This window comes from Amycolatopsis lexingtonensis (assembly GCF_014873755.1).
Taxonomy (GTDB): Bacteria; Actinomycetota; Actinomycetes; order Mycobacteriales; family Pseudonocardiaceae; genus Amycolatopsis; species Amycolatopsis lexingtonensis.
In genome coordinates this window covers 10155894-10182437 of the sequence record NZ_JADBEG010000001.1, presented here as the reverse complement: position 1 = coordinate 10182437, position 26544 = coordinate 10155894, and the positions used below count along the sequence as shown (strand labels likewise).

The following is a 26544-nucleotide window of genomic DNA, read 5'->3' as shown; positions in this document are numbered from 1 at the left end:
CCTTCACGAACTGCTACGACACCGTCAGGGTGTCGATGTCGAACAGCGAACCCGCGCCGCCTCGGAAGACGAGGTGGAGGGGGCCGGAACCGGACGTCACCGGCGCCGACACCGTCTGGAACGTCTCCCAGCTGCCCGTCACAGGCACCGTCACCGTGCCCAGCAGCGCACCCGTCGCCGAACCCGAGCGGATTTCGATCGTGCCGCCCGCGCCCGCCGAGGACACCACCGCGCTGAAGCGTGTGATGCCCGAAGTGCTCACCGACGCGTACCCGGCCCAATCACCGTCCTCGATGTAGCCCAGGGTCTGGCCGCCGCTCGCCGGGGCGTGGGCAGCGACCTGCACGCCCGAACCCGAGGTGAACGACTCACCCTCCACAGTGGACGAGGTCGACCCGCACGAAGCCGGAGCAACCCCGGCCGCATAACGGATCGCGCCCAGCAGAGAAGCCTGGAACACCGGATCCGAATAGGACTCGATCGTGTGGCCCAGTCCCGTGTAGAACGCCCGGCCGCTCCCCTGCGGGTGGCACCACGTGATCGGGTGGTCCGCACCCATCTCGCCACCGGTGTAGCTCGACTCGTCCAGCGTCTGGAGCACGTGCACGCTGCCGCGCGGGTTCGTGCGGTAGTTGTACAGCTCGTCCGTGCGGGTCCACACCGCCGGCAGGTTCGCGGTGGCGGGATGGGTACCGTCCTCCGTCACGAACCGGGCTTGCTGGATCGCCGGGTGGCTCTTGAAATACGCCCCGACGAGCTGCCCGTACCACGGCCAGTCGTACTCGGTGTCGGCAGCCGCGTGGATGCCCAGGTAGCCGCCGCCTCCCTCCACATAGGACTCGAACGCCGTCTGCTGCGTCGCGTCGAGGACGTCGCCGGTGGTCGAAAGGAACACCACCGCCTCATAAGTCGCCAGCGAAGCGGCGGTGAACACCGACGCGTCCTCGGTCGCCGTCACGGTGAAGCCGTTCGCCGCACCCAGCTCCCGGATCGCCTGGATGCCCGCCGGGATCGAGTCGTGGCGGAAGCCCGCCGTCTTGGAGAACACCAGTACGTCGTACGTCGGATCCACCTGAGTCGGCATACCGCTCAGCGTAAAGGAATCCACGTCGAAGAGGGAACCGGAACCGCCGCGGAACACCAGGAACAGCGCCCCTGAACCACTCGACACCGACGCCGTCACGTTCTGGAACGTCTCCCAGTCACCGGTCGACGGAACCGAGACCGTGCCCAGCAACGTCCCGGTGGCCGAGCCGGAGCGGATCTCGATCGTCCCGCCCGCGCCGGCCGACGAAATCCGCGCGGTGAACGACCGCGCGCCCGCCGTGCTCACCGACGCGTACCCGGCCCAGTCGCCGTTTTCGATGTAGCCGAGGGTGTTGCCGCCGCTCGCGCCGGCGTGCGGCGCGATCTGGACGCCGGACCCCGACGTGAACGACTCGCCTTCGATCGCCGCCGAAGCCGTGGTGAACGTGAACGCGTCGAGGTCGAACAGGTTGCCCTGCCCGGTCACGCCCTTGAACACGAGGTACAGCGTCGTCGTGCCGGCCGGCCGGTTCGCCAGGTTCGCCGTGACGTCGGCGAAGGTGTCCCAGTTCCCGGTGTTGGCCACCGCCGCCGACCCCAGCAGGGTGCCGGTCGGCGAACCCGCGCGCACCTCCAGGGTGCCACCCGGGCCGCCCGAGGACACCCGCGCGCTGATCGAAGTGGCGTTGCCCAGCGCGTACGGCGTGAACGAGATCCAGTCGCCGTCGTCGGTGTACCCGACCGTCCGGCCGCCCTCCGCGGCGCCGTGGTCGGCGAGCTGGATCCCGGACTGCGCCGCGAAATGCTCGGCCTGCCGGTGCCGCGGCTGCAGCTTCCGGACGCTGTGCGACGTCAGCCCGCCCTTGTCGGTGTACTGCGCGTCGAAGACGCCGTAGATGTTCGCCGCGGCGTCGTGCTCCCCGTCGACCGGGACGGCGATCGAACCGGAACACCCGGTCGCTTGCGTGATCTGGTGCTCGTGGCTGTCGTGGCCGAGCAGGTACGTCACCTTGACCTTCGAGCAGTCGAGCGGCCCATCTTCCGGATCACTGCCGGTCACCTGGAACGGCACGGTGTCACCGAAGGAGAACAGCTGACCGTCCACAGGAGACCCGAGGGTGACCGACGGCGCGGTGTTCCCGACCGTCACCACCAGGCTCGCCGTTCCGGTCAGCCCCTCCGGATCCGACACCGTCACGGTCGGCGAGTAAGTCCCGTTGGTGGTGTAGGTGTGCGCCGGGTTCGCCGCCGTCGAAGAGGAACCGTCGCCGAAGTCCCAGCGGTAGGTCAGCGCCCCGCCTTCCGGATCGGCGCTCCCCGCGGAAGAGAAGTTGACCGTCAGGGGATTCGGTCCGGACGTCTTGTCGGCCGCGGCCTTCGCGACCGGGTTGCGGTTCGTGCCCGCGAGGTACTCGATCCGGTACAGTGCCTGGTTGTCGCTGCCGGTGCCGTAGTCGAGGACGTAGAGGGCGCCGTCCGGGCCGAACGCCATGTCCATCACCTGCGTGCCGGACCACGGGAAGTCCTCGATCGCCCCGCGGGTCCCGTCGGCGTTGACGGTGACCGCCTTGATCCACTTGCGACCGTACTCCCCCGCGAAGTACTTGCCGTCCAAGGATTGCGGGAACTTGACCGTGGACGTCGACGCCGCGTCGTACCGGTAGACCGGCCCGCCCATCGGCGACTCCGAGCCGCTGCCGAACTCCGGCGGCGAGCCTTCGTCACCCGCGTACTTGATCCACGCGGGCTTCGGCACCGGCAGCTTGGCGAGCCCGGTGTTGCGGAACGACGAGTTCGTCGGGCCGCCCGCGCAGTCGTACTTCGCGCCGGACGGGCCGCTCGGGAACGTGTAGTGGTTGTACGTCTCGGTCGTCGTGTTCGACCCGGTGCAGTACGGCCAGCCGAAGTTGCCCGGCCCGGTGATCCGGTCGAACTCGACCTGCCCCTGCGGCCCGCGGTTCGGGTCGGTCGTGCCGGCGTCCGGGCCGTAGTCGCCGAGGTAGACGACGCCGGTCGGCTTGTCGACACTCATCCGGAACGGGTTGCGGAAGCCCATCGCGTAGATCTCCGGGCGCGTGTTCGCGGTCCCCGGCGCGAAGAGGTTGCCGGACGGCACCGTGTACGTCCCGTCAGCCTCCGGGTGGATCCGCAGCAGCTTGCCCCGCAGGTCGTTCGTGTTGCCGGACGAGCGCTGCGCGTCGAACTGCGGATTGCGGTTGGCCCGTTCGTCGATCGGCGAGTAGCTGTCCGAGGAGAACGGGTTCGTGTCGTCGCCGGTGGTCAGGTACAGGTTGCCGGCGGCGTCGAAGTCGATGTCCCCGCCGACGTGACAGCACTGGCCGCGATCGTTGGCCACCTTCAACACGACCTTCTCGCTGGCCAGGTCGAGCGTGTTGTCGGTCTTCAGGACGAACCGGGACAGGTGCAGCTCACCCTTGTACGGCGCGAAATCCGCCTCGGTGCCCTCGGTCGGCGCGTCACCGTCCGGTGTGGACAGCCGTGGCGAGTAGTACAGCCAGACGAACCGGTTCGCCGCGAACCCGGGGTCGGCGGCGACGCCCTGGAGGCCTTCCTCGTCGTGGGTGTAGACGTTCAGCTTGCCCGCGATCGACGTCGCACCGGCCGCGGTGGTGACGCGGACGGTGCCGTCGCGGGAGGTGTGCACGACCGAGCGGTCCGGCAGCACGGCGAGCGACATCGCTTCGCCGCCCAGCTCGGCCGCGCCGGTGGCGAGCGCGACCTGCTGGTAGTCCGCGGGCGGGATGTCCGCGCGGGCCGGGGTGTCGAGGGTGAGCAGGAGGCCGGCGCCCAGGAGCGCGGTGCCGAACAGCCTCGCCCACTTCGGTGGGGACGGAGACATGCTGGATCCTTCCTGATTTTGAGCGTGCTTCGCCCCGGAGTGGCGCGAAGCCGGTTTCGATCACCTTCCGACGGGGCTGGCGGTCACCCGTTGAACAGAAGCGCTACTTCGTGGAGAAGGCGGCGTCGAAGGCCGCGGTGGGCGGGGTGAAGTTGAGCTTGCGGACGAACTCCAGCGCTTCCGGCGCGCCGATGAGGCGGTCCATGCCCGCGTCCTCCCACTCGATGGAGATCGGGCCGTCGTAGCCGATGGCGTTGAGCATCCGGAAGACGTCCTCCCACGGGACGTCGCCGTGGCCGGTCGAGACGAAGTCCCAGCCGCGGCGGGGATCCGCCCACGGCAGGTGCGAACCCATCCGGCCGTTGCGGCCGTTGAGCTGCTTGCGGGCCTCCTTGCAGTCGACGTGGTAGATGCGGTCCTTGAAGTCCCACAGGAACCCGGCCGGGTCGAGGTCCTGCCATACGAAGTGCGAGGGGTCGAAGTTCAGCCCGAACGCCGGGCGGTGCCCGATCGCCTCCAGGGTCCGGACGGTGCTCCAGTAGTCGTAGGCGATCTCGCTCGGGTGCACCTCGTGGGCGAACCGGACGCCGACTTCGTCGAACACGTCCAGAATCGGGTTCCACCGCGTGGCGAAGTCGGCGTACCCGCGCTCGATCATCGACGGCGGCACCGGCGGGAACATCGCGACCGTGTGCCAGATCGACGAGCCGGTGAACCCGACCACAGTGGACACCCCGAGCTTCGCCGCGGCGCGGGCGGTGGCCTGCATTTCGGCCGCCGCCCGCTGCCGGACGCCTTCGGATTCGCCGTCGCCCCAGATCCGGGCGGGCAGGATGGCTTCGTGCCGCTCGTCGATCGGGTGGTCGCAGACGGCCTGGCCCACCAGGTGGTTCGAGATGGCCCACACCTTGAGGTCGTACTTGGCCAGCGTTTCGAGCTTCGCCGGGACGTAGCCGTCGTCGGCGAGCGCCTTGTCCACTTCGAAGTGGTCGCCCCAGCAAGCGATCTCGAGGCCTTCGTAGCCCCAGCCGCTCGCCAGCGCGCACACCTCCTCGAACGGCAGGTCGGCCCACTGCCCGGTGAACAACGTCAACGGTCGTGCCATGTCTGACCTCCTGGGTGCGTCCTACTCGGTGCGGATAGCCGTGAGCAGCAGATCCTTGACTTCGGTGGCGTGGATCTTTTCGCGCGCGAGCGAGGGGTCCGAGCACAGCAGCACGGGCCCGTCCTCGGGTGCGTCGGGCAGCCGGCCGTGGCTGCCGCGCACCGGCGCCGGGTCGAGCGGGACGACCTGCATCGAGTACCGCAGGCCGAGCTTCTTGCGGGCCAGCGCGGACGCCGCTTTCAGCTTCACCGCCGGGTCGTTCGGGTCGAAGAACAGCTCCGCCGGGTCGTAGCCGGGCTTGCGGTGGATCTCGACGGTCTTCGCGAAGTCCGGCGCGCGGTCGTCGCTCAGCCAGTAGTAGTAGGTGAACCAGGCGTCCGGCTCGGCGATCGCGACGAGCTCGCCCGCGCGCTCGTGGTTGATCCCGATCCCCGCCTGCCCCTCGCGATCCAGCACGACGTCCACTCCGGACAGTCCGGCGACGATGTCCCGCACGCGCGGGATGTCGGCGGAGTCGGCGACGTAGACGTGCGCGACCTGGTGGTCGGCCACCGCGAACGCCCGCGACGTCCACGGGTCGAGGTACTCCATGCCGGCCTGGACGTACACGTTGAGCAGGCCTTCACGGCGCAGCGCCCGGTTGATGTCGACCGGCCGGCTCGCGTTCGTGATGCCGTACTCCGAAAGCGCGACGACGGTGTGCCCGCCCGCGGCCGCGAAGTCCAGCAGCGGCTTCAACGCCGTGTCGATCTCGCGGGCGGCCGCCGTGGCCTGCGGTGCGTCCGGGCCGAAGCGCTGCAGGTCGTAGTCGAGGTGCGGGATGTAGACGAGCGTCGTGTCCGGCTTGTCCTCCGCCATGATCTTCTGCGCCGCGGCGATGATCCACTTCGACGACGTGATCGCGGCCGTCGGGCCCCAGTAGGTGAACAGCGGGAACTCGCCGAGGTCGCCGACCAGGCGGTCGTGCAGCTGCGGCGGGTAGGTGTAGGCGTCCGGGGACTTCTTGCCGTCGGCGTGGTAGATCGGCCGCGGGGTCACGGTCAGGTCGACGTCCATGCCCATCGCGTACCACCAGCAGACGTTCGCGACGCGGTGCCCGGCCTGCGCGCGGCGGGCGGCGTCCCAGAACTTGTCGCCCTGCACGAGCTTGTTGTGCTGGCGCCAGAGGAAGATCTCGCCGAGGTCGCGGAAGTACCAGCCGTTGCCGACGATGCCGTGCTCGGCCGGCTGTAGGCCGGTGAGGAACGTCGACTGCACCGAGCACGTCACCGCCGGGAAGACGGTGTCCAGCTGCGCGGTGAAGCCGGGCTCGGCCATCTTGCGCAGGTTGGGCATGTGCGGCAGCAGCCGCGGGGTCAGCCCGACGACGTCGAGCACGAGCAAACTCATTCGGAATCCTCTTCCAAGCCTAGTTCGATCAAGGAACGCCGGGTCCAGTCCAGCTCGGCCGCGATGCCCGCGACCAGCCCGGCGTCGTCGGCGGGTGCGTCCGGGAGCACCTGCCAGGTGTAGGTCTCGACCTCGACGTGGTCGGTGCGCGCGGTGGCGCCGCCGAACAGCTCGGCCAGCGTCGCGGCCAGCACCGGCCGGGTCGACGTCAGCGGCGGCGCCGGGTCGGCGTGCAGCGGCACGTGGAAGTGCACCCGCCACGGCGCCTCGCCCGGGAGCCCGCCCGCCAGGGCGAGATCGAGGTCGTCGGCGCCCGGCGGGGCGCCTTCGTTGCTCTGGTGCAGGAACCGGGGTTCCACAAAGGACTCCAGCGCGCGGCGAGTCGCGGGATCCTTCGGCGAAGCGGCCTCCAGCGCCGCCGACGCCTGCAGCTTGACGACGTCCAGCCCGGCCGCTTCGAGCCGGCCGAGCGCGGCCGCCGGGTCCTCGAAGCCCACGGCGAGGTGGCACGTGTCGAGGCAGACGCCGAGCCGCTCGGTGTCCACATCGGACAGCAGGGCCGCGGCCTGCGCGGTCGTCTCGATGACGCACCCGGGTTCGGGCTCGAAGGCCACCCGCACCGGACGCTCCAGCTCCGCCAGCCCCTTGGCGAGCAGTTCGAGCTGACCGCGATCGTCCTGCCATTCGGTGCGCCAGCCGAGCGGCAACGTCGAGACGCTGCCACGCACGGCATCCTCCGGCATCAGCTCGGTCAGCAGCCGGGCCAGGTCCAGGGTGTATTGCGTGCGCTCCGGCGTCGCCCAGTCCGGCCGGTACACCTTGTGCTTGACGACCGGGTCGTGGAAACCCTGGTACGGGAACCCGTTGAAGGTGACGACCTCCAGGCCGCGCGTGACCAGTTCGCTGCGCAGCCGGGCCACCGCCGCGGGGTTCGCGACCAGCTCCGAAGCCACCGGCCGGGCCAGCCACAGGCCGAGGCCGAGCCGGGGGACGCCGAGGCGTTCGCGGACCGGCTCGCCGAAGCGGGCCAGCTGGGTGAGCACGCCGTCGAGGTCCTCGGCCTGGTGCACGTTGGTGCAGTAGGCGAGGTGGACGAGCGTGCCGTCGCGATGCCGGAACCTCACTTGCGCGCCCCCCGCAGGATCGAGTTGCCCGCGAACTCGGCGTCCGGCGCCACGCTCTCCAGCGAAAGCCGCCCGCTCTGGCCGTAGAACTCGACCGGGTTGCGCCACAGGACGCGGTCGACGTCGTCCTCGGTGAACCCGGCGGCCAGCATCGCGTCGCCGGTCTTGCGGGTCTTGAGCGGGTCGCTCTTGCCCCAGTCGGCGGCGGAGTTCACGAGTACCTTTTCGGTCCCGTATTCGCGAAGGATCGCGACCATCCGCTCTTCGTCCATTTTGGTGTCCGGGTAGATCGAGAACCCCATCCAGGAACCGGACTCCTTGACCATCGCGACGGTCATCTCGTTGAGGTGGTCGAGCACCACGCGTTCCGGCGCGATGCCGGACTCGCGGACGACGGCGATGCTGCGCTCGGTGCCGGCGGCCTTGTCGCGGTGCGGGGTGTGCACCATCGCCGGGAGGTCGTGGTCGATCGCCAGCGCGAGCTGCGCGGCGAACGCCTTGTCCTCCTCGGCGGTCATCGAGTCGTAGCCGATCTCGCCGACCGCGACCACGCCGTCCTTCTCCAGGTAACGCGGCAGGAGCTCGAGCACCGGCGCGCAGCGCGGGTCGTTGGCCTCCTTCGGGTTCAGCGCGATCGTGCAGTGGTGCGCGATGTCGTACTGGCTCGCGCGGAACGGCTCCCAGCCGACGAGGGCGTCGAAGTAGTCGGTGAAGCTGCCGACGTTCGTCCGGGGCTGGCCCAGCCAGAACGCCGGTTCGACGAGCGCGCGGACGCCGGCCGCGTGCATCGCGGCGTAGTCGTCGGTGGTCCGGGAGCTCATGTGGATGTGCGGGTCGAAGATGCGCATCAAACGTCCTGTTCGGTCAGCAGCGGGAGGAGGTCGGCGGGGACTTCGCGGCCCGCGGCGGTGCGCTCGGCGGCGAAGGACCGCATCATGCGCAGCAGCTCCTCGTCCGTCCGGCGGTCGAGCCCGGCGATGTCGGCCAGGGGAATGCCCATGAACACGCACTTGAGGACGCCGTGGCGGTACGCGGCGTCGTCGAGGTGGGTGGCGGCGTACTCCCCCATCGCGGCGGTCACCAGGCGGGTGTCGTTGGTGCGCAGGGCGTCCGCGACCAGGTCGAGCCCGGCTTCTCCGGTGTCCACTACAGACAGTCCACGCAGGACGGCCCGTTTCTCGGCGGCGTCGCCGTAGCGGTAGAGGCCCGGCATCTCGGCGGCCGCGCCCGGTGCGGCCTTGAGCAGCTCCACGCGGGCCACGTCGTCGACCGTCCACCCCGGAGTGTCCGAGGGTCCGCGGCCGACCCGGCGGCCGACGCCCGGGAACACCGTGCGCAACACGGTCGCGTCGGCGGCGACGTCGTGGAGTGCCTTTTCCAGCCAGGCGTTCACGCCGCCACCGCCTTCCGCAGGAATTCGAGGGACTCACGGGCGATCCGCGGCGCCGCGTGGCTGTCCCGCGGCAGTTCGACGGCCACCAGCCCGCGGTACGGCGCCAGCGCGGCCAGCACCGGCGGGAAGTCGATTTCGCCCCGCCCGAACTCCAGGTGCTCGTGCGTGCCGCGGCGCATGTCGTCGATCTGCACGTTGACCAGCCGCGGCAGCGCCCGGCGGACGCAGTCGGGCACGGACGCGGACTCGTTGCACCGGCAGTGCCCGATGTCCAGCGTCAGCCCGAACCGCGCCGGGTCACCCAGGCGCCGGGCCAGCTCGAAGTAGCCGTCGAGGTCTTCGACGAGCATCCCCGGCTCCGGCTCGAAGCCGAGCTTGACGTCGTGCTCGTCGGCCGCTTTGAGCACGTCCGCGCACCCGTCGACCAGGTGCGCCCAAGCGTCCTCAGTGGACAGTTCGGCGGGTTTGTTCCCGCTCCAGAACGAAACCGCCTCGGCGTTGAGGTCCGCGGCGATCTCCACGGCCCGCGTCAGGAACTCGACGCGGCGCGCGCGGTCGGGGTCGAGGAACGTCGGCGAGTGCTTGCGCCACGGGTCCAGCAGGAACCGGGCGCCCGTCTCGATCACGACGGCCAGCCCGAGCCGGTCCAGCTCGGCCGCCAGCGCCGCGACGTGCCGGGCGAGGTCCGGCCCGAACGGGTCGAGGTGCTGGTGGTCGAGGGTCAGCGCGACGCCGTCGTAGCCGAGGTCGGCCAGGACGCGCAGGGCGTCGCCGAGGCGGTGGTTGGCGAAACCGTTGGTGCCGTACCCGAACCTCATGTCGGCGACACCTTCCGGCTCAGCGCCCGCGCGATCGGGAACGCGGCCGCGACGGCCAGTGCCGAGCGCCACGCCCCGGTCCGCGCGATCAGCCCGGCCTGCAGCGGGATCATGCCGTGGATCCCGGCCCCGACGGCGCGGCGGATCTTCGGTGCGGCCGGGTCGCGGACGGCGTCGTACTGCGCCCGCCCGGTGGTCAGCGCGTACGTCCCGAGCAGCGCCGAGGCCAGCGGCCCGACGCGGCCGGCGGCGACGCGGACCCCCGCGGTGGCGGCCAGGGTGGCCGCGGGCAGCGCGGGTTTCGCGCCGTGCACCTCGGAGCGGGACAACGTCGTCACGGCGTAGGTGTGCGCGCCCACGGTCAGCGCCGCGGGCAGCGCGGGCTTCGCCCCGCCCGCGCCGAGCAGGACGTCGAGCGCGCGGGCGGCGGCCATCGCGGCCGGGCCGAGCGCGGTCTCCTTGAGCACGAAGTCGTACGCCCACACGGTCGCGGCCAGCGGCAGCGCGACGCGCAGCGCCCGCTTCCCGCCGGCGGCGGCCGCGATGCCCAGCCCGCCCGCGGTCAGCCCGGTCGCCACGCCGAGCGCGGCGCCCGGCGAGACCCGGCCCGACGGGATCGGCCGCTCGGGCCGTTCCATGGCGTCGAGGTGGCGGTCGGCGTAGTCGTTGAGGGCCATGCCCGCCCAGTAGATGCAGACGGACGCGCCGGTCAGCGCCAGCGTGCGGCGGCCGAAGGGCCAGCCGGCCGCGGCGGCCCCGGCGACGGCGTCCCCGGGCACGGTCAGCGCCGCGGGGGCGCGGACGAGTTCGACGAGCGCCTTCACCGGTGCGCCCACTCGCGCAGGGCCGCGTACTGCGAGGCCAGGTCGTGCGGCCCCGCGCCGACAGGATCCTTGAAGAAGAACCCGAACTCGGCCACCGGGCCGGCCACGCCGTCGCGGCACGCCTTCCCGGTCAGCCGGGCGAGGTCGAGCACCAGCGGCGCGGCGAGTGCCGAGTCGCAGCCCTGCCAGGTCAGCTGCAGCGTCATGCGCGCGCCGAGGAACCCCTCGAACAGCACGTGGTCCCAGGCGGTCTTCCAGTCGCCGAGCGCCGGGACGTAGTCGATGTGCACCTCGCCGTCGACGTCGCGCCCGAGGTTCTGCGAAAGCACCTGCTGCTTGGACGCGTTCTTGCTGGCCGCCGCGCCGGGGTCGGACAGCGTGGCGCCGTCACCCCCGCCGAGCAGGTTCGTGCCCGACCACGCCACGACGTTCAGCGCGCGCTGGGCGAACATCGGCGCGAGCACCGACCGCAGCAGCGTCTCGCCGGTCTTGCCGTCGCGCCCGGCGTACGGCTGCCCCGCGGCCCGGGCCAGCTCGTCGAGCGCGGGCAGCCGCGCGCCGGTGGACGGGGTGAAGTCGACAAAGCCACAGCCGGCGCGGAAGGCCGCGTAGGCGTACAGCGCGCTCGGCGGCAGGGTCTCCAGCGCGCCTTCCAGCGCGGCCAGGGAAGCGTGCGCCGGGTGCGGCTCGCACGGCGGTTCGGTGGAGGAGACGTTGACCACGACGACGTGGTCCAGACCCTTCCGGAACTCGGTCAGGTCCGCGACGATCCGGTCGACCGCGGCCTGCCCGCCTTCCGACGGCGCCGGGCGCAGCCGGGTCTCGGCCGCCTCCAGCTCCGCGCTCACGGCGGCGGGCAGCGCCGACGGCAGGACGCCCGCCGCGGCCAGGTGCTCGGCCCGCTTGACCAGCGGCGTGTCGACGACGTCGTGACCCCCGAAGACCAGGTCCCCCAGGCCGGGCAGCTCAGCCCCGGCGAACTCCGGCAGCTCGGTCACGCAGCCGGTGCGCGCGGCCAGTCCCGCGCGCATGGCAGCGGCCCCGGCGATGGCGGTCGTGGCCACCGATCCCCGGGCACCGATCAGCCAGACACCGATCTTCCCCATAACTTCCTCCAGCAGTTCGGCACATCAGCCCGCGACCGGCGGTTCCTCGCCCGGCGCGCGGACGCCCACCCGATCTACATCGCGCGACTCGATCAAGTGTTTCCACCCGGTCGAGGGACACGGGCGTCACCCACTCTCCCTCTCCGCGCGGACCGGGACCAGCGCCGGGTCGTCGAACACCGCCTGCAGCGCCACGTGCGCGCCGCCGCGCGAGGCCGCGGAGAACCCGAGCCAGGACAGCTCGACACGGCAGCCGCCGATGCCCGGGGCGATCACGCGGCTTTCGAGCTCGGCGAGCATCGGGCCGAGCAGGTACGGGCCCAGCTGCGCGAAGTAGCCGCCGAGCAGCACCACGCGCGGGTTGAAGACGTTGACCAGCACCGCGGCGCCGACGCCGAGCCCGGTGCCGACCTGCGCGAGCGCGTCGAGCGTCCGCTTGTCCTTGAGCTCGGCGCGGCGGCGGATCAGGTCGAGCCGTTGTTCGAGGTCCAGCGACGGGTCGTGCACGGGGTCGCCCGGCGACGCGGCGAGCCGCAGCATCCCGGCGAGCCCGACGAGCGTTTCCCAGCAGCCGCGGCGCCCGCAGCCGCAGATCTGGCCCGCCGGGTCGAGCTGGATGTGACCGATCTCGCCGGAGAACCCTTCGGCGCCGCCGAGCAGCCGTCCCCCGGCGATCACGCCACCGCCGACGCCGATCTCGCCGGTCAGGTACACCAGGTCGGCGGTGCCCGCGACGCTGCCCATGGCGTACTCGCCGAGCGCGCCGAGGTTCGCGTCGTTGGCCGTGCGGATCGGGAACGACGGCGGGCCGAGCCGCCGGGTCAGCCGCTCGGTGATGCCGCGGACCACCCCGACGTCGGTCCAGTGCAGGTTGGGCGCGAAGGCGACGGTGCCACTCGCGACGTCGACCAGTGCCGGGATGCCGACGGTGACGCCGGCGGGCATGACCCCGAGCCTTCGGCACTCCCGCAGCGCCCGCGCGGTCAGTTCCGCACCGGCGTCGAGGACCTTCTCGACGGGGAGCGCGGCCACGTCCAGCGCGACGCGTTGCTCGAACAGGACGGCGCCGGTGAGGTCGAGGGCGAGCGCGGTCAGGTAGTCGACGTTGATCTCCACGCCGATCCCGCCGACCCCGCGGCCGTCGAGCCGCACGATCGTGCCCGGCCGCCCCACCGCGCCGGCGCGCTCGCGGTCGCCTTCGCGCACCAGCCCGCGTTCGACGAGTTCGGCGACGAGGCTGGACACGGTTCCCTTGTTCAGCCCGGTGTCCGCGGCGATCCCCGCCCGCGACCGGGGACCCGCGTCGCGCAGGTGCCGCAGCACCAGTGAAAGGTTGCTCCGCCGGACGGCGGCCTGGTCGGCCGGGCGCACCGGTTTGAGCGCGAAGGAGGAGTCCACGCCGACACCACCCCAGTTCGTCTGGTGGGACAACAAATTAGGGCGGGCGAAACGATCCGGTCAACGACGAGCGGGAACGGGCGAAAGCCGGACAAACGGTGCTGACCAGCGAAACTATCGCTCGTGACAAGCAAAAGTGTCCCACGGATGGAGCAGGGATTAGGGCGCTCGGACGCCGTAATGGCACCGCCGAACGGGAGGTCGCCGCTCAGCGGGAGTTTCGGGGGAACTTGCGCAAGTTTGCGTCAGGAGGAGGGCACGGAAAGCGTGCCCAGCACGCCGACCAGAGGTGAAAGTTCCGGCAAGGCTTCGGCCTCCGCAAGTGCTTCCGCCAGCGCCGAGTCGTGGGTCGGACGGGCCGAGGTCAGCAGGGCCTGGCCCGCCGGCGTGACCTCCGTGTAGATGCCGCGGCGGTCGTCGGCGCAGAGGTAGCGGGCCAGCAGGCCCCGCCCCTCCAGCCGGGTCACCAGCCTCGTCGTCGCCGACTGGCTGAGCACCACGGCGTTGGCGAGCTGGTTCATCCGCAGGTGGAAGCCGTCCTGGCGGGCCAGCACGTCGAGCACGGTGTACTCACTCACCGACAGCTCGTGGTCGCGCTCGAGCGCGCGCTGCAGCTTGTCCTCGATCCGCGCGTGGAGCGCGGCGAGCGTGCGCCAGCCCTGCGCGCGTGCCTCCACGGCGTCGTCGTCCAGTGACACGGTTCACCTCTCCCGGGCTTGCGCGCATCCGTTTGCACGCTGCACCATCAAGCTCGTGCAATATACGGCGTCTGCAACTATCCCGGACGCTCGTAGTTGCCAACGCCCATAACCAGTCTACCCCGGGAAGAAGGAAGTCCATGCCCGCCGCCCTGCTCGCACTGGCGATCAGCGCTTTCGGGATCGGCACCACCGAGTTCGTGATCATGGGCCTGCTGCCCGAGGTCGCGGCCGACTTCGGCGTCTCGATCCCGTCCGCAGGCCTGCTCATCTCGGGCTACGCGCTCGGCGTCGTCGTCGGCGCGCCCGTGCTCACCGCGCTGGCCTCGCGGGTGCCGCGCAAGACCGTGCTGGTCGCCCTGATGGGCCTGTTCATCGCGGGCAACGTGCTCTCGGCGCTGGCCCCGAGCTACGGCCTGCTGATGACCGGCCGGGTCGTCGCCGCCCTCTCGCACGGCGCGTTCTTCGGCGTCGGCTCGGTCGTCGCCGCCTCGCTCGTCGCCCCGGCCAAGCAGGCCAGCGCGATCGCGCTGATGTTCACCGGCCTGACCGTGGCCAACGTCCTCGGCGTGCCCGCCGGCACCGCGCTCGGCCAGGCCTTCGGCTGGCGCTCGACGTTCTGGGTGGTCAGCGCCCTGGGCGTGGCCGGCGCCATCGGCATCCTCGCGCTCGTGCCGCACCAGGAACCCGCCGCGGACGCGGGCCTGCGGGGCGAGCTCGCCGTGTTCCGGCGGCCGCAGGTGTGGCTCGCGCTGGTCATGACGGCGCTCGGCTTCGCCGGGGTGTTCGCGTCCTTCACCTACATCGCGCCGATGATGACCGAGGTCGCGGGCTTCTCCAGCGGGGCCGTCACCTGGCTGCTCGTGCTCTTCGGCGGCGGCCTGTTCGCCGGCAACCTGCTGGGTGGCCGGGCCGCGGACCGCAAGCTCATGCCCAGCCTCTACGTGATCCTCGCGGCGCTGGCGATCGTGCTGGTCGCGTTCGTCTTCACCGCGCACGCGAAGGTGCCGGCGGCGATCACCATCGCGCTGTTCGGCGCGGCGGGCTTCGCGACCGTGCCACCGCTGCAGGCCCGCGTGATGGCCAAGGCCGCGGGCGCCCCGGCGCTGGCCTCGGCGGCGAACATCGCCGCGTTCAACCTCGGCAACGCGGGCGGCGCGTGGCTCGGCGGCCAGGCCATCGAGGCCGGCCTCGGCTACACCGCGCCCAACTGGATCGGCGCCGCGCTCGCCGCGGCCGGCCTCGCCGTGGCCCTCGTCTCCGGACTGCTCGACCGCCGGAGCCCGGCTAGTTTCGAAGCCGGGGAACGGGTACTCGCCCGATGAACCACCCACCGAAAGGAACCCTCGTGACCAGCGTGCCCGTGCTCGAACTCAACAACGGCGTGCGGATGCCGCAGCTCGGCTACGGCGTCTTCCAGATCCCGGACGACGAAACCACCACCGCCGTCAAGGCCGCCCTGGACGCGGGCTACCGCAGCATCGACACCGCCGCCGTCTACGGCAACGAAAAGGGCGTCGGCCAGGCGATCGCCGAGTCCGGACTGGCCCGCGACGAGCTGTTCGTCACGACCAAGCTGTGGAACGCGAACCAGGGCTACGACACGACGCTCAAGGCGTTCGACGAGAGCATGGCCAAGCTCGGCCTGGAGCAGCTCGACCTGTACCTGATCCACTGGCCGACGCCGCAGCGCGACAAGTACCTGGACACGTGGAAGGCGTTCGAGCAGCTCTACCGGGACGGCCGGGTCCGCGCGATCGGCGTGTCCAACTTCCAGCCGGCGCACCTCGAGCGGCTGATGGACGCCTCCGACGTCGTCCCGGCGGTCAACCAGATCGAACTGCACCCGTACCTGCAGCAGCAGGAGGTCCGCGAGTTCGACGCGAAGCACGGCATCGCGACGGAGGCGTGGAGCCCGCTCGCCAAGGGCGGCAGCCTGCTGGGTGACCCGGTGGTGGCGGAGCTGGCGGTCAAGCACAGCCGGACGCCCGCGCAGATCGTGCTGCGCTGGCACCTCCAGCTGGGCAACGTCGTCATCCCGAAGTCGGTGACGCCGTCGCGGATCGCGGAGAACTTCGACCTGTTCGGGTTCACCCTCACGGAGGAGGAGCTCGAGTCGCTGACGCCGCTGGACCGCGGTGAGCGCACCGGCCCGGACCCGGACTCCTTCAACGCCGCCTGACCCCGTCGTGAGTGCTGAGTCGGGTTAGAACCCGACTCAGCACTCACGACCCGGGCACGTCACTGCTTGCGGGCGACTCCGCCCAGTGTCAGGAAGTTCAGCTCGGACAGCGGGTGCAGGCGCGGGCCGTCCGGCCACCATTCGTGCAGGTAGACCAGCCCCGGCCGGAGCAGCTCGGTGCCTTCGAAGAACGCCTCGATCTGCTCCCGCGTGCGGTAGACGCTGCCGAGGCCGGTGCCCTGGAAGCTGGTCTCCAGCAGCCGCGCGAGCTCCTGTCGCGGCGAGTCCTCTTCCGGGTCGAAGTTGTGCGTGAGCAGCAGGTACGAGCCGGGCGCGAGCGCCTGGACGTACTCCCCGACGATCTTCTTCGCGCGGTCGTAGTCGTCGATGTGGTGGATGATCGACGTCAGGATCAGCGCGACCGGCCGGGAGAAGTCGAGGTACTCCTTGACGACGTCGTCGCCGAGGGTATCGGCCGGGCGGGTCAGGTCCGCGCCCGTCACGTGGGTCAGGTAGTTCTCTTCGAGCAGGGCCCGGCCGTGCACCTGCACCACCGGGTCGTTGTCGACGTAGACCACCTGCGCGTCCGGGTTGTACCGCTGGGCCACCTGGTGGGTGTTTTCCGCGGTCGGCATGCCGGAACCCAGGTCGAGGAACTGGTCGATGCCGCGCTTGCCGGCCAGGAACCGCACCGCGCGCACCAGCCAGTCGCGGTGCTCCTTCGCCATCGTGCGCGCGCCGGGTGCGATGGCCAGCAGGCGCCGCATCGCCTCGCGGTCGACCTCGTAGTGGTCGTGCCCGCCGAGCAGCGCGTCGGACAACCGGGCCAGGCTCGCCTTGCTGAAATCGAGCGCGGCCGAACCGCCCTCGGTTCCGGGACGCAGGTCGCCAGGCGTCATCGGCTGATCTCCCACTCTGCGCGCGGCGGACGGCGCCCTGTGCGGGCTTCGCTCACCGTGTCCGGCAACGGACGGTGCTCAGCCTACGACATGCCGGTGACCAAGTGAACCAGGCCGAAGGGCCTTAGCTGCCAGGGACTATTGCCCGAAACGCAGCTCGCCCCAAGAGATTCCGCCGTCCGTGGTGCGGTACACGGCCGAACCGTCTGCGGCATCCGGCTGACCGTCCACGACGACCCCGGTGCCGCGGCCGGGGAAGTCGAGATCGGCCAGCCCGAGCCCGCGCTCGGACAGCGCCGTCGTCGTCCAGGTGCGCCCGCCGTCGGCCGTGCGGTGCAGGAACCCGACACCCCCACCCACCGCGGCGACCGTCGCGGACGTCGGCGAAGCCGCGCCGAACCCCTGGGTGATCCCGGTGTACGGCGCCGCGTCGCTCCCGCTGAACGCCCCGCCGAGCTGCGGGGCGTGCCGCAGCCGACGTTCGGTCGAGCCGGGCTGCGGCGACCCGGGACTGCTGCTGCACAGCGCCACGACCTGCCGTTCCCGCACGTTGGCGAGCGAAGCGACGGTCCCGTCCGGGCACGGCGGATCGGCCCGGGTGAAGCGGACGCCATCGCGGGAGGTCCAGTACTCCTCCGTCCCGTAGTCCGCGCCGAGCGCGACCTGCACACCGCCGCCGACGGAGAGATCGCCGTAGGTCAGGGACCCGGTGACGGCGAACCCGGGCACCGGCGCGAGCACCGGCGAACCGGCGGCCGCGGAGTACAGCCGCGTCGAGCCGCGGCCCTCGCCGTAGGTGGTGAGCACCGCGAACACGCGGCCCCCGGTTTCGGCGATCTTCGAGAGGTAGTACGGCTCGCGCGCGCCGATCAGGCCGACCGGGTGCCAGCTCGCGCCGCCGTCCCGGGTCGTGCGGACGTGGACGCCGTCGCTGACGTACGCGACGCGCGCGCTGACGGCCGTCAGCGCGACGTGGTTGTGGTTGTCCGGCAACGGCAGCGGGGGCGCACCCAGCCGCCGCCAGTGCGTGCCGCCGTCCGTCGTGCCGAGCAGCGCCGGGCACCACGTCTTCGTCTTCGCGCACGGCGCATAGCCGAGGACGTAGCCGGTGTCCGGACCGGTCCAGCTCGTCGACGCGGGCCGGAATCCGGCTGGTACGGCGGTTTCCGCTTCCGCGGGAAGACCGGACACGGCCAGGAGGGCGAGGACGGACGCCAGCAGCGCCGGGATTCTCATGATCACGTGGACGTCCCGGGCGGGGCCGGGTTGCCCGCTCCGCGCGGGATTCCGTCGCGCGGCCCAGCGGGGCGCCGGGCGATCACGTCAGGTTCTCGGCGACCGAAGCCACCCACCGCAGCAAGTCAGCGCCCGCGGCGAGGTCGCCGAGCACGATGATCTTCATCGTGGCGCGGTCGGCGTCGTAGATGGTCTCCGCGCGCACCGGCCGCTCACCCCCACCCCGCGGACCATTGACCGAGGCCACGACCATCGACGCAATCCGGTCGGCCCCGGCCCGGTCGAGACCGCCGATCTCGACGACGCCCGACAGCTCGGCCGTCGCCGCCGCGGCCTGCCCGGCGACCGGCAGCCCGGTGAACGCCTCGAGGTCCTCGGCGGTGATCCGGTACTGCTTGCCGATCCGGACCGCCTTCAGCCGCCCGTCCCGCACGTAGTTCCGGACCGTCCGGACGTGCAGGCCGAGCCTCGCGGCGACCTGTTCGACGGAGAAGACGTCCTGCGCCATGAGCCTCCTTGAGTTCCCCAAACTACCCCATCATCGCACCGTTTTGGGAAGTTTGAGGAACGCGCGGTTCGCTCACCCGGGTGACGGGTATTTCCCCGGAGCCACCGTACGCCCAGATACGTCCACATCGGACAGTCGAAAGGACGGCGACGATGCCGTATCCCCCGCCCCCGGAGCCGTACGAACCGCGCTACGAACCGGCCACGACGGAAGAAGTCGTGGAGCGGACGCATCCGCGCATCCGGGCCGTCCGCACGGTCAACGCCTTGATCCACCTCGTGTGCGCGGTGTTCGCGCTGGTCCTGGCCGTGCACATCGTCCTGGTCATCGGCGAGGCGAACTCGGCGAACGGCTTCGCGCACCTGATCAGCGAATGGTCGTCCGGTGTGTCACTGGGCTTGCGCAACCTGTTCACGCCGGATTCGGACAAGCTGGCGACCTTCCTCAACGACGGCCTCGCGGCGGTGATCTGGCTGGTCATCGGCGCGATCCTGACCGACGTGATCACGCGCATCGGGGTGCCGGGCCCGCGGCGGGTCTGGTACCGCCGCAGCTACCGCTGACCAAGACCACGAAGAAGGCCTCCCCGGCCAAGTCGGGGAGGCCTTCTTCACGTTCGTCAGCTCTGCGGCTGTTCCGCCACCGGCTGAGCCGGCTCCGGTTCGTGCTCCGGCCGGGCCTGGTCCGGCGGTTCGGCGCCGCGGGGCACCGGAACGCCCTCGGAGGCGATCGCGTCGAAGTGCTCACGGCACCAGCGGCCGTAGCGTCTTGCCTGCACCGTCATCGCGTCCACCTCCTCTCGCCGGGCGATCCTCGTCACACCCTCAGCGTCCTCCGCCGGGGTGCCGAATGCCAACAAATTTAAGCGGGACTTAAGGCACCCGTCCGGGTGAATGTCTACAAAGGACTCAGCCCGCGAACGAGCGCACGACCTCACGGCAGAACGCCGGCAGGTCGTCCGGGTTCCGGCTGGAAACCAGGCCGTTGTCGACCACTACTTCTTGGTCGACCACGGTGGCGCCGGCGTTACGCAGGTCAGTGCGAATACTGGGGAACGACGTCAGCGTGCGGCCGCGTACGACATCCGCTTCGACGAGCGTCCACGGACCGTGGCAGATCACCCCGACCGGCTTGCCCGCGCGGACGAATTCGCCCACGAAGCGGACCGCGTCCGGGTCCGTGCGGAGGTTGTCCGGGTTCATCGTGCCGCCCGGCAGCAGCAGCGCGTCGAAGTCGCCGACCTCCACGTCGGCCACCTTGCGGTCGACCGGGAAGCGGTCGCCCTTGTCGATGTCGCCGTTCATCGCCTGGATCTCGCCGGTGTCGAGGGACACCAGCTCGACCGTCGCGCCCTCGTCGAGGACGGCCTGGCGCGGCTTCTCGAGCTCGACCTGTTCCACGCCGTCCGCGGCCAGGATCGCGACGCGGCGCCCGTTCAGTGCGTTCGTCATGGCACTCCTGTCGTCGGGATCGAATGCACCGGGGAATTACCCCCTCCACGGGCACCCAAACCCGGTCCACACAGGACAAACGCTCAGGCGTGACACTCCACCGCGAGCACGGCGATGTCGTCGTGAGCGGAACTCCCCAGCCAGTCCCGGACGGCCTGCCGCAGCCGCCGCACCACCTCGCGGGCCGGCTCGCCCGCCGCGGCCGTGAGCACCGCGCGCAGGCGGTCGTCGCCGAAGAGCTCCGTCTGGTCGTGGCGGTTGCGGGCCTCGGTGATGCCGTCGGTGTAGAGCAGGCACATGTCACCGCGCTCGAGCCGCACGCCCGCCTCGGCGAAGCGGGCCTGCGGCGAGATGCCGACCAGCGTGCCGGGGACGGTGACCTCCTCGACCACGCCCGACCGGCGCACGATCAGCGGCGCCGGGTGCCCGCCGGAAGCCAGCGTCAGGTCGACGCCGCCGTCCACCGGCCGGGCCGTGCCGAGCACGAGGGTGGCGAAGCGGCTGCTGCCGCCGGCGATGAGCAGCTCGTTGAGCAGCCGCAGCAGGGTGCGGCCGTCGCGCTCGACCATCGCCAGCGCGGTCAGCGCGTGCCGGACGCGGCCGGTCAGCGCCGCGGCCTCCGGGCCCTTGCCGCAGACGTCGCCGAGCACCAGGAACGCGCTGCCGTCCTCGTGCGGGAGGACGTCGTAGAAGTCGCCGCCGACCGCCAGCACCCCGCCGGCCGGCTCGTACCAGGTCTCGAACCGGGTGCCCTCGAGCTCGGGCGGGTCGATCGGGCGCAGGGTCGTCTCGAGGCCGCGGGTGGCCTCTTCCTGGCGGGCGTAGCGCTGGGCGTTGGCCAGCGCCGTCCCGGCCGCCTTGGCGAATTCGGCGACCGCGCGCGTCTGCTCGGCGCCGAACTCGGGGTCCGCGCGCCGGCCGAGCAGCAGGGCACCGGTGACGCCGGCGCCCGCGTTCGGCCCGAGCGAGACGACCGAGACGTCGGCGTGGCCGGCGAACCGGTCGGCGACGACCGACGGGAGCGTCGCCACCTCCGGCGCGGGCACGGGCGCGATCTGGGGACGGCCGGTGGCGCCGAAGGTCGCCGCCAGCACCGGCGCGACCTGGGCCGGGACCCGCCGGATCCGGCCGTGTCCCTGCGCCGCCGGACGCTCGCAGCTCCACCACTCCCACCGGCCACGGGTGGTCGGGAGCAGCACGAAGACGGTCTCGGCCAGTGCGGACGCGGCCAGCTCGGCGATCACCCGCGCGGTCCCGTGCCGCCCGCGCGCGCCGGCCAGCCGGGGCCCGGCTTCGGCCAGGAAGTCGCCGACGTGCCGCTGCGGGACCTCCTCCGCGGGGACGGTCCAAGCGTGCCAGCCGCCGGGCAACGCGCGGATGCGAGCAGGACGGCGATGGCCCGCGACATCGACGTGGCCCGAGGTCTCCGCTACCGGGTGCAACCGCGGCTCGGCGCCGCCGGTCAGCGTGCGCGCCGCCGGGTTCGCCCAGCGCAGCGCCCCCTCGGCGTCCTGGAGGAACACCGCGTCGCGCACGTCTTCGAGGACGGCCCGCCCGAAGGCGTCGAAGCCCGGCGGCCCGTCCTCACCGGTCATCGGCGGCAGGGCCGCCGACGCCGGGGCCGGACGTGACACCATGCACGGACCTCCTGCCTCCGGACTGCTGTCGCACGGCTACCGCGTGGTGGGCGGACTGGCTCGAAGTGTAGGGCGAATCATGGCACGCTGGGTCGACGACCATGGCTGGCGCATGCGTGGTGGAGAGGGTCGGCACACATGACAACGGAATCCCAGAGCGAAGCGGCCGCGCTGGAACGGCTGCTCGTGGCGGTCCGGGATCTCGGGGACGGCAACTTCCGCCGGCGGCTCGTCCCGCACGGCGACGGCATCTCGGCGCAGCTCGCGGTGGCGTTCAACGACATCGCCGAGCGCAACCAGCGGCTGGTCAGCGAGCTGCTGCGGGTGCGCACGGCCGTCGGCCAGGAAGGCCGGCTGCTCGAACGCCTGGAGGGCCAGGTCGGCCCCGGCGGCTGGAGCACCGCCGTCGACGCCGTCAACGGCCTGGTCGAGGACCTCACCCGGCCGGCGATCGAGCTCGAGCGCGTGCTCGGCGGCGTCGCCGACGGTGACCTGTCCCAGCCGATGTCCCTCACGCTGGACGGCCGCCCGCTGCAGGGCGCGTACGCCACGCTGGCCAAGACGGTCAACGGCCTCATCGCGCAGCTGTCCCGTTTCGCCGCCGAAGTGACGAGGCTCTCCCGCGAGATCGCGGGTGAGGGACGTCTCGGCGGCCAGGCGGTGGTCCCGGGCGTGTCCGGCACCTGGCGCGACCTGACCGACTCGGTCAACTTCATGGCCGACAACCTCACCGAGCAGGTCCGCAACATCGCCCAGGTCACCACCGCCGTCGCGCGCGGCGACCTGACCCAGAAGATCAACGTCGACGCCCGCGGCGAGATCCTCGAGCTCAAGAACACCATCAACACCATGGTCGACCAGCTCTCCGCGTTCGCCGACGAGGTCACCCGCGTCTCCCGCGAGGTCGGCTCCGACGGCAAACTCGGCGGCCAGGCCCAGGTGCCGGGCGTCGCCGGGACGTGGCGTGACCTCACCGACTCGGTCAACCTGATGGCCGACAACCTGACCGACCAGGTCCGCGGGATCTCGCAGGTGGCGACCGCGGTGGCCAACGGCGACCTGACCAAGAAGATCGACGTCGACGCCCGCGGCGAGATCCTGCAGCTGAAGAACACGCTGAACACGATGGTCGACCAGCTCTCGGCGTTCGCGGGCGAAGTCACCCGCGTGGCGCGCGAGGTCGGCTCCGAGGGCAAGCTGGGCGGCCAGGCCGAGGTGGCGGGCGCGGCCGGGACGTGGCGCAGCCTCACCGACTCGGTCAACCAGATGGCCGACAACCTCACCGACCAGGTCCGCAACATCTCGCACGTGACCACGGCCGTGGCGAAGGGCGACCTGACCCAGAAGATCACCGTCGACGCCCGCGGCGAGATCCTCGAGCTCAAGACGACCATGAACACGATGGTGGACCAGCTGTCCGCCTTCGCCGACGAAGTCACCCGCGTCGCCCGCGAGGTGGGTACCGAGGGCCAGCTGGGCGGGCAGGCGCAGGTCCCGGGGGTCGCCGGCACCTGGCGCGACCTCACCGGCTCGGTGAACTTCATGGCGAACAACCTGACCACCCAGGTCCGCAACATCGCCCAGGTCGCCACGGCCGTGGCGCGCGGCGACCTGACGCAGAAGATCGCGGTCGACGCCCGGGGCGAGATCCTCGAGCTCAAGACCACGCTCAACACCATGGTCGACCAGCTCTCGGCCTTCGCCGACGAAGTCACCCGCGTCGCCCGCGAGGTCGGCACCGAAGGCAAGCTCGGCGGCCAGGCCGCCGTGCCCGGGGTCGCGGGGACGTGGAAGGACCTCACCGACAACGTCAACTTCATGGCGAACAACCTGACCGACCAGGTCCGGAACATCGCCACGGTGACGTCCGCGGTCGCGAAGGGCGACCTGACGCAGAAGATCACCGTCGACGCCCGCGGCGAGATCCTCGAACTGAAGACCACGCTCAACACCATGGTCGACCAGCTCTCGGCGTTCGCGGACGAGGTCACCCGGGTGGCGCGAGAGGTCGGCACCGAAGGCATCCTCGGCGGCCAGGCCACCGTGCGCGGGGTCGCCGGGACGTGGAAGGACCTCACCGACAACGTCAACGTCATGGCCACCAACCTGACCGACCAGGTGCGCAGCATCGCCACGGTCGCGACCGGCGTGGCCAACGGCGACCTGTCGAAGAAGATCTCGATCGTCGCCCAGGGCGAGGTCGCGGCGCTGGCCGAGACGCTGAACGGGATGGTCGAGACGCTGCGCGCGTTCGCCGACGAGGTCACCCGCGTGTCCCGCGAGGTCGGCACCGAAGGCATCCTCGGCGGCCAGGCTCGGGTGCCCGGCGTGGCCGGGACCTGGAAGGACCTGACCGAGAACGTCAACTTCATGGCGCACAACCTGACCAGCCAGGTGCGCAACATCTCGCAGGTGACCACCGCGGTCGCGAAGGGCGACCTGACGAAGAAGATCGACGTCGACGCGCGCGGCGAGATCCTCGAGCTGAAGACCACGATGAACACGATGGTCGACCAGCTCTCGGCGTTCGCCTCGGAGGTCACGCGCGTGGCGCGCGAGGTCGGCACCGAGGGCAAGCTGGGCGGCCAGGCCGAGGTCGACGGCGTGTCGGGCACCTGGCAGCGGCTCACCGAGAGCGTGAACCAGCTGGCCGGGAACCTGACCACGCAGGTCCGCGCGATCGCGCAGGTGGCGACCGCGGTGACCGCCGGCGACCTGACCCGGCACATCACGGTCGACGCGTCCGGCGAGGTCGCGGACCTCAAGGACAACATCAACCAGATGATCGCGAACCTCAAGGAGACGACGAGGACCAACCGCGAGCAGGACTGGCTGAAGACGAACCTCGCGCAGCTGTCGGGGCGGATGCAGGGGCACCGCGACCTGGCGTCGGTCGCGGCGCTGATCCTGTCCGAGCTGGCCCCGCTGGTCCGGGCCCAGCAGGGCGCGTTCTTCCTGGCCCGCGACGACGACCGCGACGGCACGGTGCTGGAGTGCATCGCGGCCTACGGGCTCGCGCAGTCCCGCGCCGGCCTGCGGTTCGGGATGGGCGAGTCGCTGATCGGCCAGGCCGCGGTCGACCAGCGCACGATCCTGGTCCACAACGCACCGCCGGAGTACGCGCTGATCTCTTCCGGCCTCGGCTCGGCGGCGCCGGTGAACCTGATCGTGCTGCCGGTGCTGTTCCAGGGCGAGGTGCTCGGCGTGCTGGAACTGGCCTCGGTCAACGAGTTCAGCACGGTCCACCAGGACCTGCTGGAGCAGCTGCGGCACACCATCGGCGTCAACGTGAACACGATCCTGTCGAACTCGCGCACGGAAGCGCTGCTCACGGAGTCGCAGCGGCTGGCGCAGGAGCTGCGGGCGCGGTCGGAGCAGCTGCAGGCCCAGCAGGGCGAGCTGCGGCGGTCGAACACGGAGCTGGCCGAGAAGGCGGCGCTGCTGGCCCAGCAGAACCGCGACATCGAAGTCAAGAACAGCGAGATCGAGCAGGCGCGCCAGGAGCTGGAGGAGCGCGCCGGGCAGCTGACGGTGGCGTCGCAGTACAAGACCGAGTTCATGGCGAACATGTCGCACGAGCTGCGCACGCCGCTGAACAGCGCGTTGATCCTGGCCAAGCTGCTGTCGGAGAACCCGGAAGGGAACCTGACCGAGAAGCAGATCCAGTTCGCGAAGACGATCTACGCGGCCGGGTCCGACCTGCAGCAGCTGATCAACGACATACTGGACCTGGCGAAGGTCGAGGCGGGCCGGCTGGACATGCAGATGTCCGACATCACGCTGCCGGAGCTGGTGGACTACGTCGAGTCCCTGTGCCGTCCGCTGACCGCGGACAAGGGCCTGGAGTTCGCGGTCCACATCGACCCGCCGGTGCCGGGCAGCGTCCACACGGACGAGCACCGCCTCCAGCAGATCCTCCGGAACCTGCTCTCGAACGCGGCGAAGTTCACCGACGAGGGCGGCGTCCGGCTGCACATCCGCACGGCCGACCCGGCGGAGGTGGAGCAGGAGGCGCTGCGGAACGCACCGGGCATCATCGCGTTCGCGGTCGAGGACACCGGGATCGGGATCCCGGAGGAGAAACTGGCGGTCATCTTCGAGGCGTTCCGCCAGGCGGACGGCACGACGAGCCGCAAGTACGGCGGCACAGGCCTGGGCCTGAACATCAGCCAGCAGCTGACCGAGCTCCTGGGCGGCGAGCTGCGCGTGGTGAGCGAACCGGGCGTCGGCTCGACGTTCACCCTGTACCTCCCGGTGGCGGCGGCCAACCTGGTCGACCCGGCCGTGACGGCGCCGCCGTCACCGAAGCTCCCCCCGGTCCCGAGCACGGTCCTGGTGGCGGCCCCGGACGTCACCCCCAAGAGGTTCCACGGCGAGAAGGTCCTGATCGTCGACGACGACCTGCGGAACGTGTTCGCCCTGGCCGCGGTCCTGGAGCAGGCGGGCCTGGAGGTCATCTACGCCGAGACGGGCGTGGACGGCATCCGCGCCCTCGAGCGCAACGAGGACACGGCCCTGGTGCTGATGGACGTGATGATGCCGGAACTCGACGGCAACGCGACGATCGCGGCGATCCGCGCGGAGGCGGCGAACGCCGACCTGCCGGTGATCGCGGTGACGGCGAAGGCGACAGCGGAGGACCGGGCCCGCACGCTGGCCAGCGGGGCGGACGACTACATCACGAAGCCGGTCGACACGGACAAGCTCCTGGATGTGATCGCGGCTTCGCTGGAGGCGGACGCCGCTTCGGCTCGCGACGCCGCCTCTTACAGCGGTGGAGCGGGTGACGGGAATCGAACCCGCGTAGCTAGTTTGGAAGACTAGGGCTCTACCATTGAGCTACACCCGCGTGCCCCCGGAGGTACCCGGGTGCGTGGCCAGCTTAGCGTG

General features: G+C 71.3%; 21 protein-coding genes and 1 tRNA gene. 4 read left to right on the top strand and 18 right to left on the bottom strand.

Going from position 1 to position 26544, the window contains the following annotated elements; translation table 11 throughout:
- Positions 1–13 precede the first annotated feature (13 nt).
- From H4696_RS46800 to H4696_RS46750, 11 genes are all read right to left on the bottom strand, one after another.
- Positions 14–3886, bottom strand: coding sequence for a carbohydrate-binding protein (locus H4696_RS46800; protein ID WP_086864567.1), 3873 nt, complete (start codon positions 3884–3886; stop codon positions 14–16).
- Positions 3887–3989: 103 nt separating this feature from the next.
- Positions 3990–4991 (bottom strand): sugar phosphate isomerase/epimerase family protein, encoded by a 1002-nt coding sequence (locus H4696_RS46795; protein WP_086864568.1) that lies wholly within the window; start codon positions 4989–4991, stop codon positions 3990–3992.
- Positions 4992–5012: 21 nt separating this feature from the next.
- Positions 5013–6380 (bottom strand): alkaline phosphatase family protein, encoded by a 1368-nt coding sequence (locus H4696_RS46790; protein ID WP_086864569.1) that lies wholly within the window; start codon positions 6378–6380, stop codon positions 5013–5015.
- Positions 6377–7504, bottom strand: coding sequence for a metabolite traffic protein EboE (eboE, locus tag H4696_RS46785; RefSeq protein WP_086864570.1), 1128 nt, complete (start codon positions 7502–7504; stop codon positions 6377–6379). Before eboE ends, H4696_RS46790 begins: the two co-directional genes overlap by 4 nt.
- The gene (locus H4696_RS46780; protein ID WP_086864571.1) at positions 7501–8352 is read right to left on the bottom strand and encodes a TatD family hydrolase; all 852 of its coding nucleotides are present in this window, start codon (positions 8350–8352) and stop codon (positions 7501–7503) included. The genes eboE and H4696_RS46780 overlap by 4 nt, the downstream gene beginning before the upstream one ends.
- Positions 8352–8897, bottom strand: coding sequence for an EboA domain-containing protein (locus H4696_RS51420; RefSeq protein WP_086864572.1), 546 nt, complete (start codon positions 8895–8897; stop codon positions 8352–8354). The genes H4696_RS46780 and H4696_RS51420 overlap by 1 nt, the downstream gene beginning before the upstream one ends.
- Positions 8894–9715 (bottom strand): TIM barrel protein, encoded by an 822-nt coding sequence (locus H4696_RS51415; protein WP_086864573.1) that lies wholly within the window; start codon positions 9713–9715, stop codon positions 8894–8896. The genes H4696_RS51420 and H4696_RS51415 overlap by 4 nt, the downstream gene beginning before the upstream one ends.
- Positions 9712–10539 (bottom strand): SCO3242 family prenyltransferase, encoded by an 828-nt coding sequence (locus tag H4696_RS46765; protein WP_169735174.1) that lies wholly within the window; start codon positions 10537–10539, stop codon positions 9712–9714. The genes H4696_RS51415 and H4696_RS46765 overlap by 4 nt, the downstream gene beginning before the upstream one ends.
- Positions 10536–11645: an inositol-3-phosphate synthase gene (locus H4696_RS46760; protein ID WP_086864575.1), complete on the bottom strand. Its 1110-nt coding sequence runs from the start codon at positions 11643–11645 to the stop codon at positions 10536–10538. The genes H4696_RS46765 and H4696_RS46760 overlap by 4 nt, the downstream gene beginning before the upstream one ends.
- A gap of 126 nt (positions 11646–11771) precedes the next feature.
- Positions 11772–13043, bottom strand: coding sequence for an ROK family protein (locus H4696_RS46755; RefSeq protein ID WP_338078721.1), 1272 nt, complete (start codon positions 13041–13043; stop codon positions 11772–11774).
- Positions 13044–13288: 245 nt separating this feature from the next.
- On the bottom strand, positions 13289–13741 hold the full coding sequence (locus H4696_RS46750; protein ID WP_086862264.1) for a MarR family winged helix-turn-helix transcriptional regulator: 453 nt from the start codon (positions 13739–13741) through the stop codon (positions 13289–13291).
- A 140-nt stretch (positions 13742–13881) separates the two neighbouring features.
- Here H4696_RS46750 and H4696_RS46745 point away from each other — a divergent pair, with 140 nt between their 5' ends.
- Together H4696_RS46745 and H4696_RS46740 are read left to right on the top strand one after the other, a co-directional pair.
- Positions 13882–15066 carry an MFS transporter gene (locus H4696_RS46745; protein WP_086862265.1) on the top strand — a complete coding sequence of 395 codons (1185 nt, stop codon included), beginning with the start codon at positions 13882–13884 and terminating at the stop codon, positions 15064–15066.
- A gap of 23 nt (positions 15067–15089) precedes the next feature.
- Complete coding sequence (locus H4696_RS46740) at positions 15090–15923, top strand: aldo/keto reductase (RefSeq protein WP_086862266.1); 834 nt, start codon at positions 15090–15092, stop codon at positions 15921–15923.
- 59 nt (positions 15924–15982) lie between these two features.
- On the opposite strand, the gene H4696_RS46735 is transcribed toward H4696_RS46740, so the two are convergent.
- From H4696_RS46735 to H4696_RS46725, 3 genes are all read right to left on the bottom strand, one after another.
- On the bottom strand, positions 15983–16822 hold the full coding sequence (locus tag H4696_RS46735; RefSeq protein ID WP_086862267.1) for an SAM-dependent methyltransferase: 840 nt from the start codon (positions 16820–16822) through the stop codon (positions 15983–15985).
- A gap of 138 nt (positions 16823–16960) precedes the next feature.
- Positions 16961–18064 carry a sialidase family protein gene (locus tag H4696_RS46730; protein ID WP_086862268.1) on the bottom strand — a complete coding sequence of 368 codons (1104 nt, stop codon included), beginning with the start codon at positions 18062–18064 and terminating at the stop codon, positions 16961–16963.
- A gap of 76 nt (positions 18065–18140) precedes the next feature.
- Positions 18141–18566 carry a helix-turn-helix domain-containing protein gene (locus H4696_RS46725; protein ID WP_086862269.1) on the bottom strand — a complete coding sequence of 142 codons (426 nt, stop codon included), beginning with the start codon at positions 18564–18566 and terminating at the stop codon, positions 18141–18143.
- A gap of 152 nt (positions 18567–18718) precedes the next feature.
- On the opposite strand from H4696_RS46725, the gene H4696_RS46720 reads away from it, so the two are divergent.
- Positions 18719–19129, top strand: a complete 411-nt coding sequence (locus H4696_RS46720) for a hypothetical protein (RefSeq protein WP_086862270.1) — start codon at positions 18719–18721, stop codon at positions 19127–19129.
- A 56-nt stretch (positions 19130–19185) separates the two neighbouring features.
- Here the strand turns inward: H4696_RS46720 and H4696_RS46715 are convergent, their stop codons facing one another.
- The 3 genes from H4696_RS46715 to H4696_RS46705 form a co-directional block, all read right to left on the bottom strand.
- Positions 19186–19386, bottom strand: coding sequence for a hypothetical protein (locus tag H4696_RS46715; protein ID WP_143265205.1), 201 nt, complete (start codon positions 19384–19386; stop codon positions 19186–19188).
- A gap of 88 nt (positions 19387–19474) precedes the next feature.
- Complete coding sequence (locus H4696_RS46710; protein WP_086862271.1) at positions 19475–20017, bottom strand: type 1 glutamine amidotransferase domain-containing protein; 543 nt, start codon at positions 20015–20017, stop codon at positions 19475–19477.
- Positions 20018–20100: 83 nt separating this feature from the next.
- Entirely contained in the window at positions 20101–21654 is a 1554-nt protein-coding gene (locus tag H4696_RS46705; RefSeq protein ID WP_192782918.1) for a SpoIIE family protein phosphatase, read from the bottom strand.
- A gap of 138 nt (positions 21655–21792) precedes the next feature.
- Between H4696_RS46705 and H4696_RS46700 the strand changes: the two genes are divergently transcribed.
- Entirely contained in the window at positions 21793–26478 is a 4686-nt protein-coding gene (locus H4696_RS46700) for a HAMP domain-containing protein (protein WP_192783138.1), read from the top strand.
- On the opposite strand, the gene H4696_RS46695 is transcribed toward H4696_RS46700, so the two are convergent.
- A tRNA-Gly gene (locus tag H4696_RS46695) sits at positions 26430–26503 on the bottom strand. The two genes, H4696_RS46700 and H4696_RS46695, sit on opposite strands and share 49 nt — an antisense overlap.
- Between the last annotated feature and the right edge of the window lie 41 nt (positions 26504–26544).

What these genes read in the sequence shown, in the direction of transcription:
- H4696_RS46705 (WP_192782918.1), bottom strand. Translation starts at nt 21,654, where the DNA reads ATGGTGTCACGTCCGGCCCCGGCGTCGGCGGCCCTGCCGCCGATGACC.
- H4696_RS51415 (WP_086864573.1), bottom strand. Translation starts at nt 9,715, where the DNA reads ATGAGGTTCGGGTACGGCACCAACGGTTTCGCCAACCACCGCCTCGGC.
- H4696_RS46790 (WP_086864569.1), bottom strand. Translation starts at nt 6,380, where the DNA reads ATGAGTTTGCTCGTGCTCGACGTCGTCGGGCTGACCCCGCGGCTGCTG.
- H4696_RS46720 (WP_086862270.1), top strand. Translation starts at nt 18,719, where the DNA reads ATGCCGTATCCCCCGCCCCCGGAGCCGTACGAACCGCGCTACGAACCG.
- H4696_RS46795 (WP_086864568.1), bottom strand. Translation starts at nt 4,991, where the DNA reads ATGGCACGACCGTTGACGTTGTTCACCGGGCAGTGGGCCGACCTGCCG.
- H4696_RS46800 (WP_086864567.1), bottom strand. Translation starts at nt 3,886, where the DNA reads ATGTCTCCGTCCCCACCGAAGTGGGCGAGGCTGTTCGGCACCGCGCTC.
- H4696_RS46780 (WP_086864571.1), bottom strand. Translation starts at nt 8,352, where the DNA reads ATGCGCATCTTCGACCCGCACATCCACATGAGCTCCCGGACCACCGAC.
- H4696_RS46700 (WP_192783138.1), top strand. Translation starts at nt 21,793, where the DNA reads ATGACAACGGAATCCCAGAGCGAAGCGGCCGCGCTGGAACGGCTGCTC.
- H4696_RS46710 (WP_086862271.1), bottom strand. Translation starts at nt 20,017, where the DNA reads ATGACGAACGCACTGAACGGGCGCCGCGTCGCGATCCTGGCCGCGGAC.
- H4696_RS46745 (WP_086862265.1), top strand. Translation starts at nt 13,882, where the DNA reads ATGCCCGCCGCCCTGCTCGCACTGGCGATCAGCGCTTTCGGGATCGGC.
- H4696_RS46735 (WP_086862267.1), bottom strand. Translation starts at nt 16,822, where the DNA reads ATGACGCCTGGCGACCTGCGTCCCGGAACCGAGGGCGGTTCGGCCGCG.
- H4696_RS46760 (WP_086864575.1), bottom strand. Translation starts at nt 11,645, where the DNA reads ATGGGGAAGATCGGTGTCTGGCTGATCGGTGCCCGGGGATCGGTGGCC.
- H4696_RS46725 (WP_086862269.1), bottom strand. Translation starts at nt 18,566, where the DNA reads ATGGCGCAGGACGTCTTCTCCGTCGAACAGGTCGCCGCGAGGCTCGGC.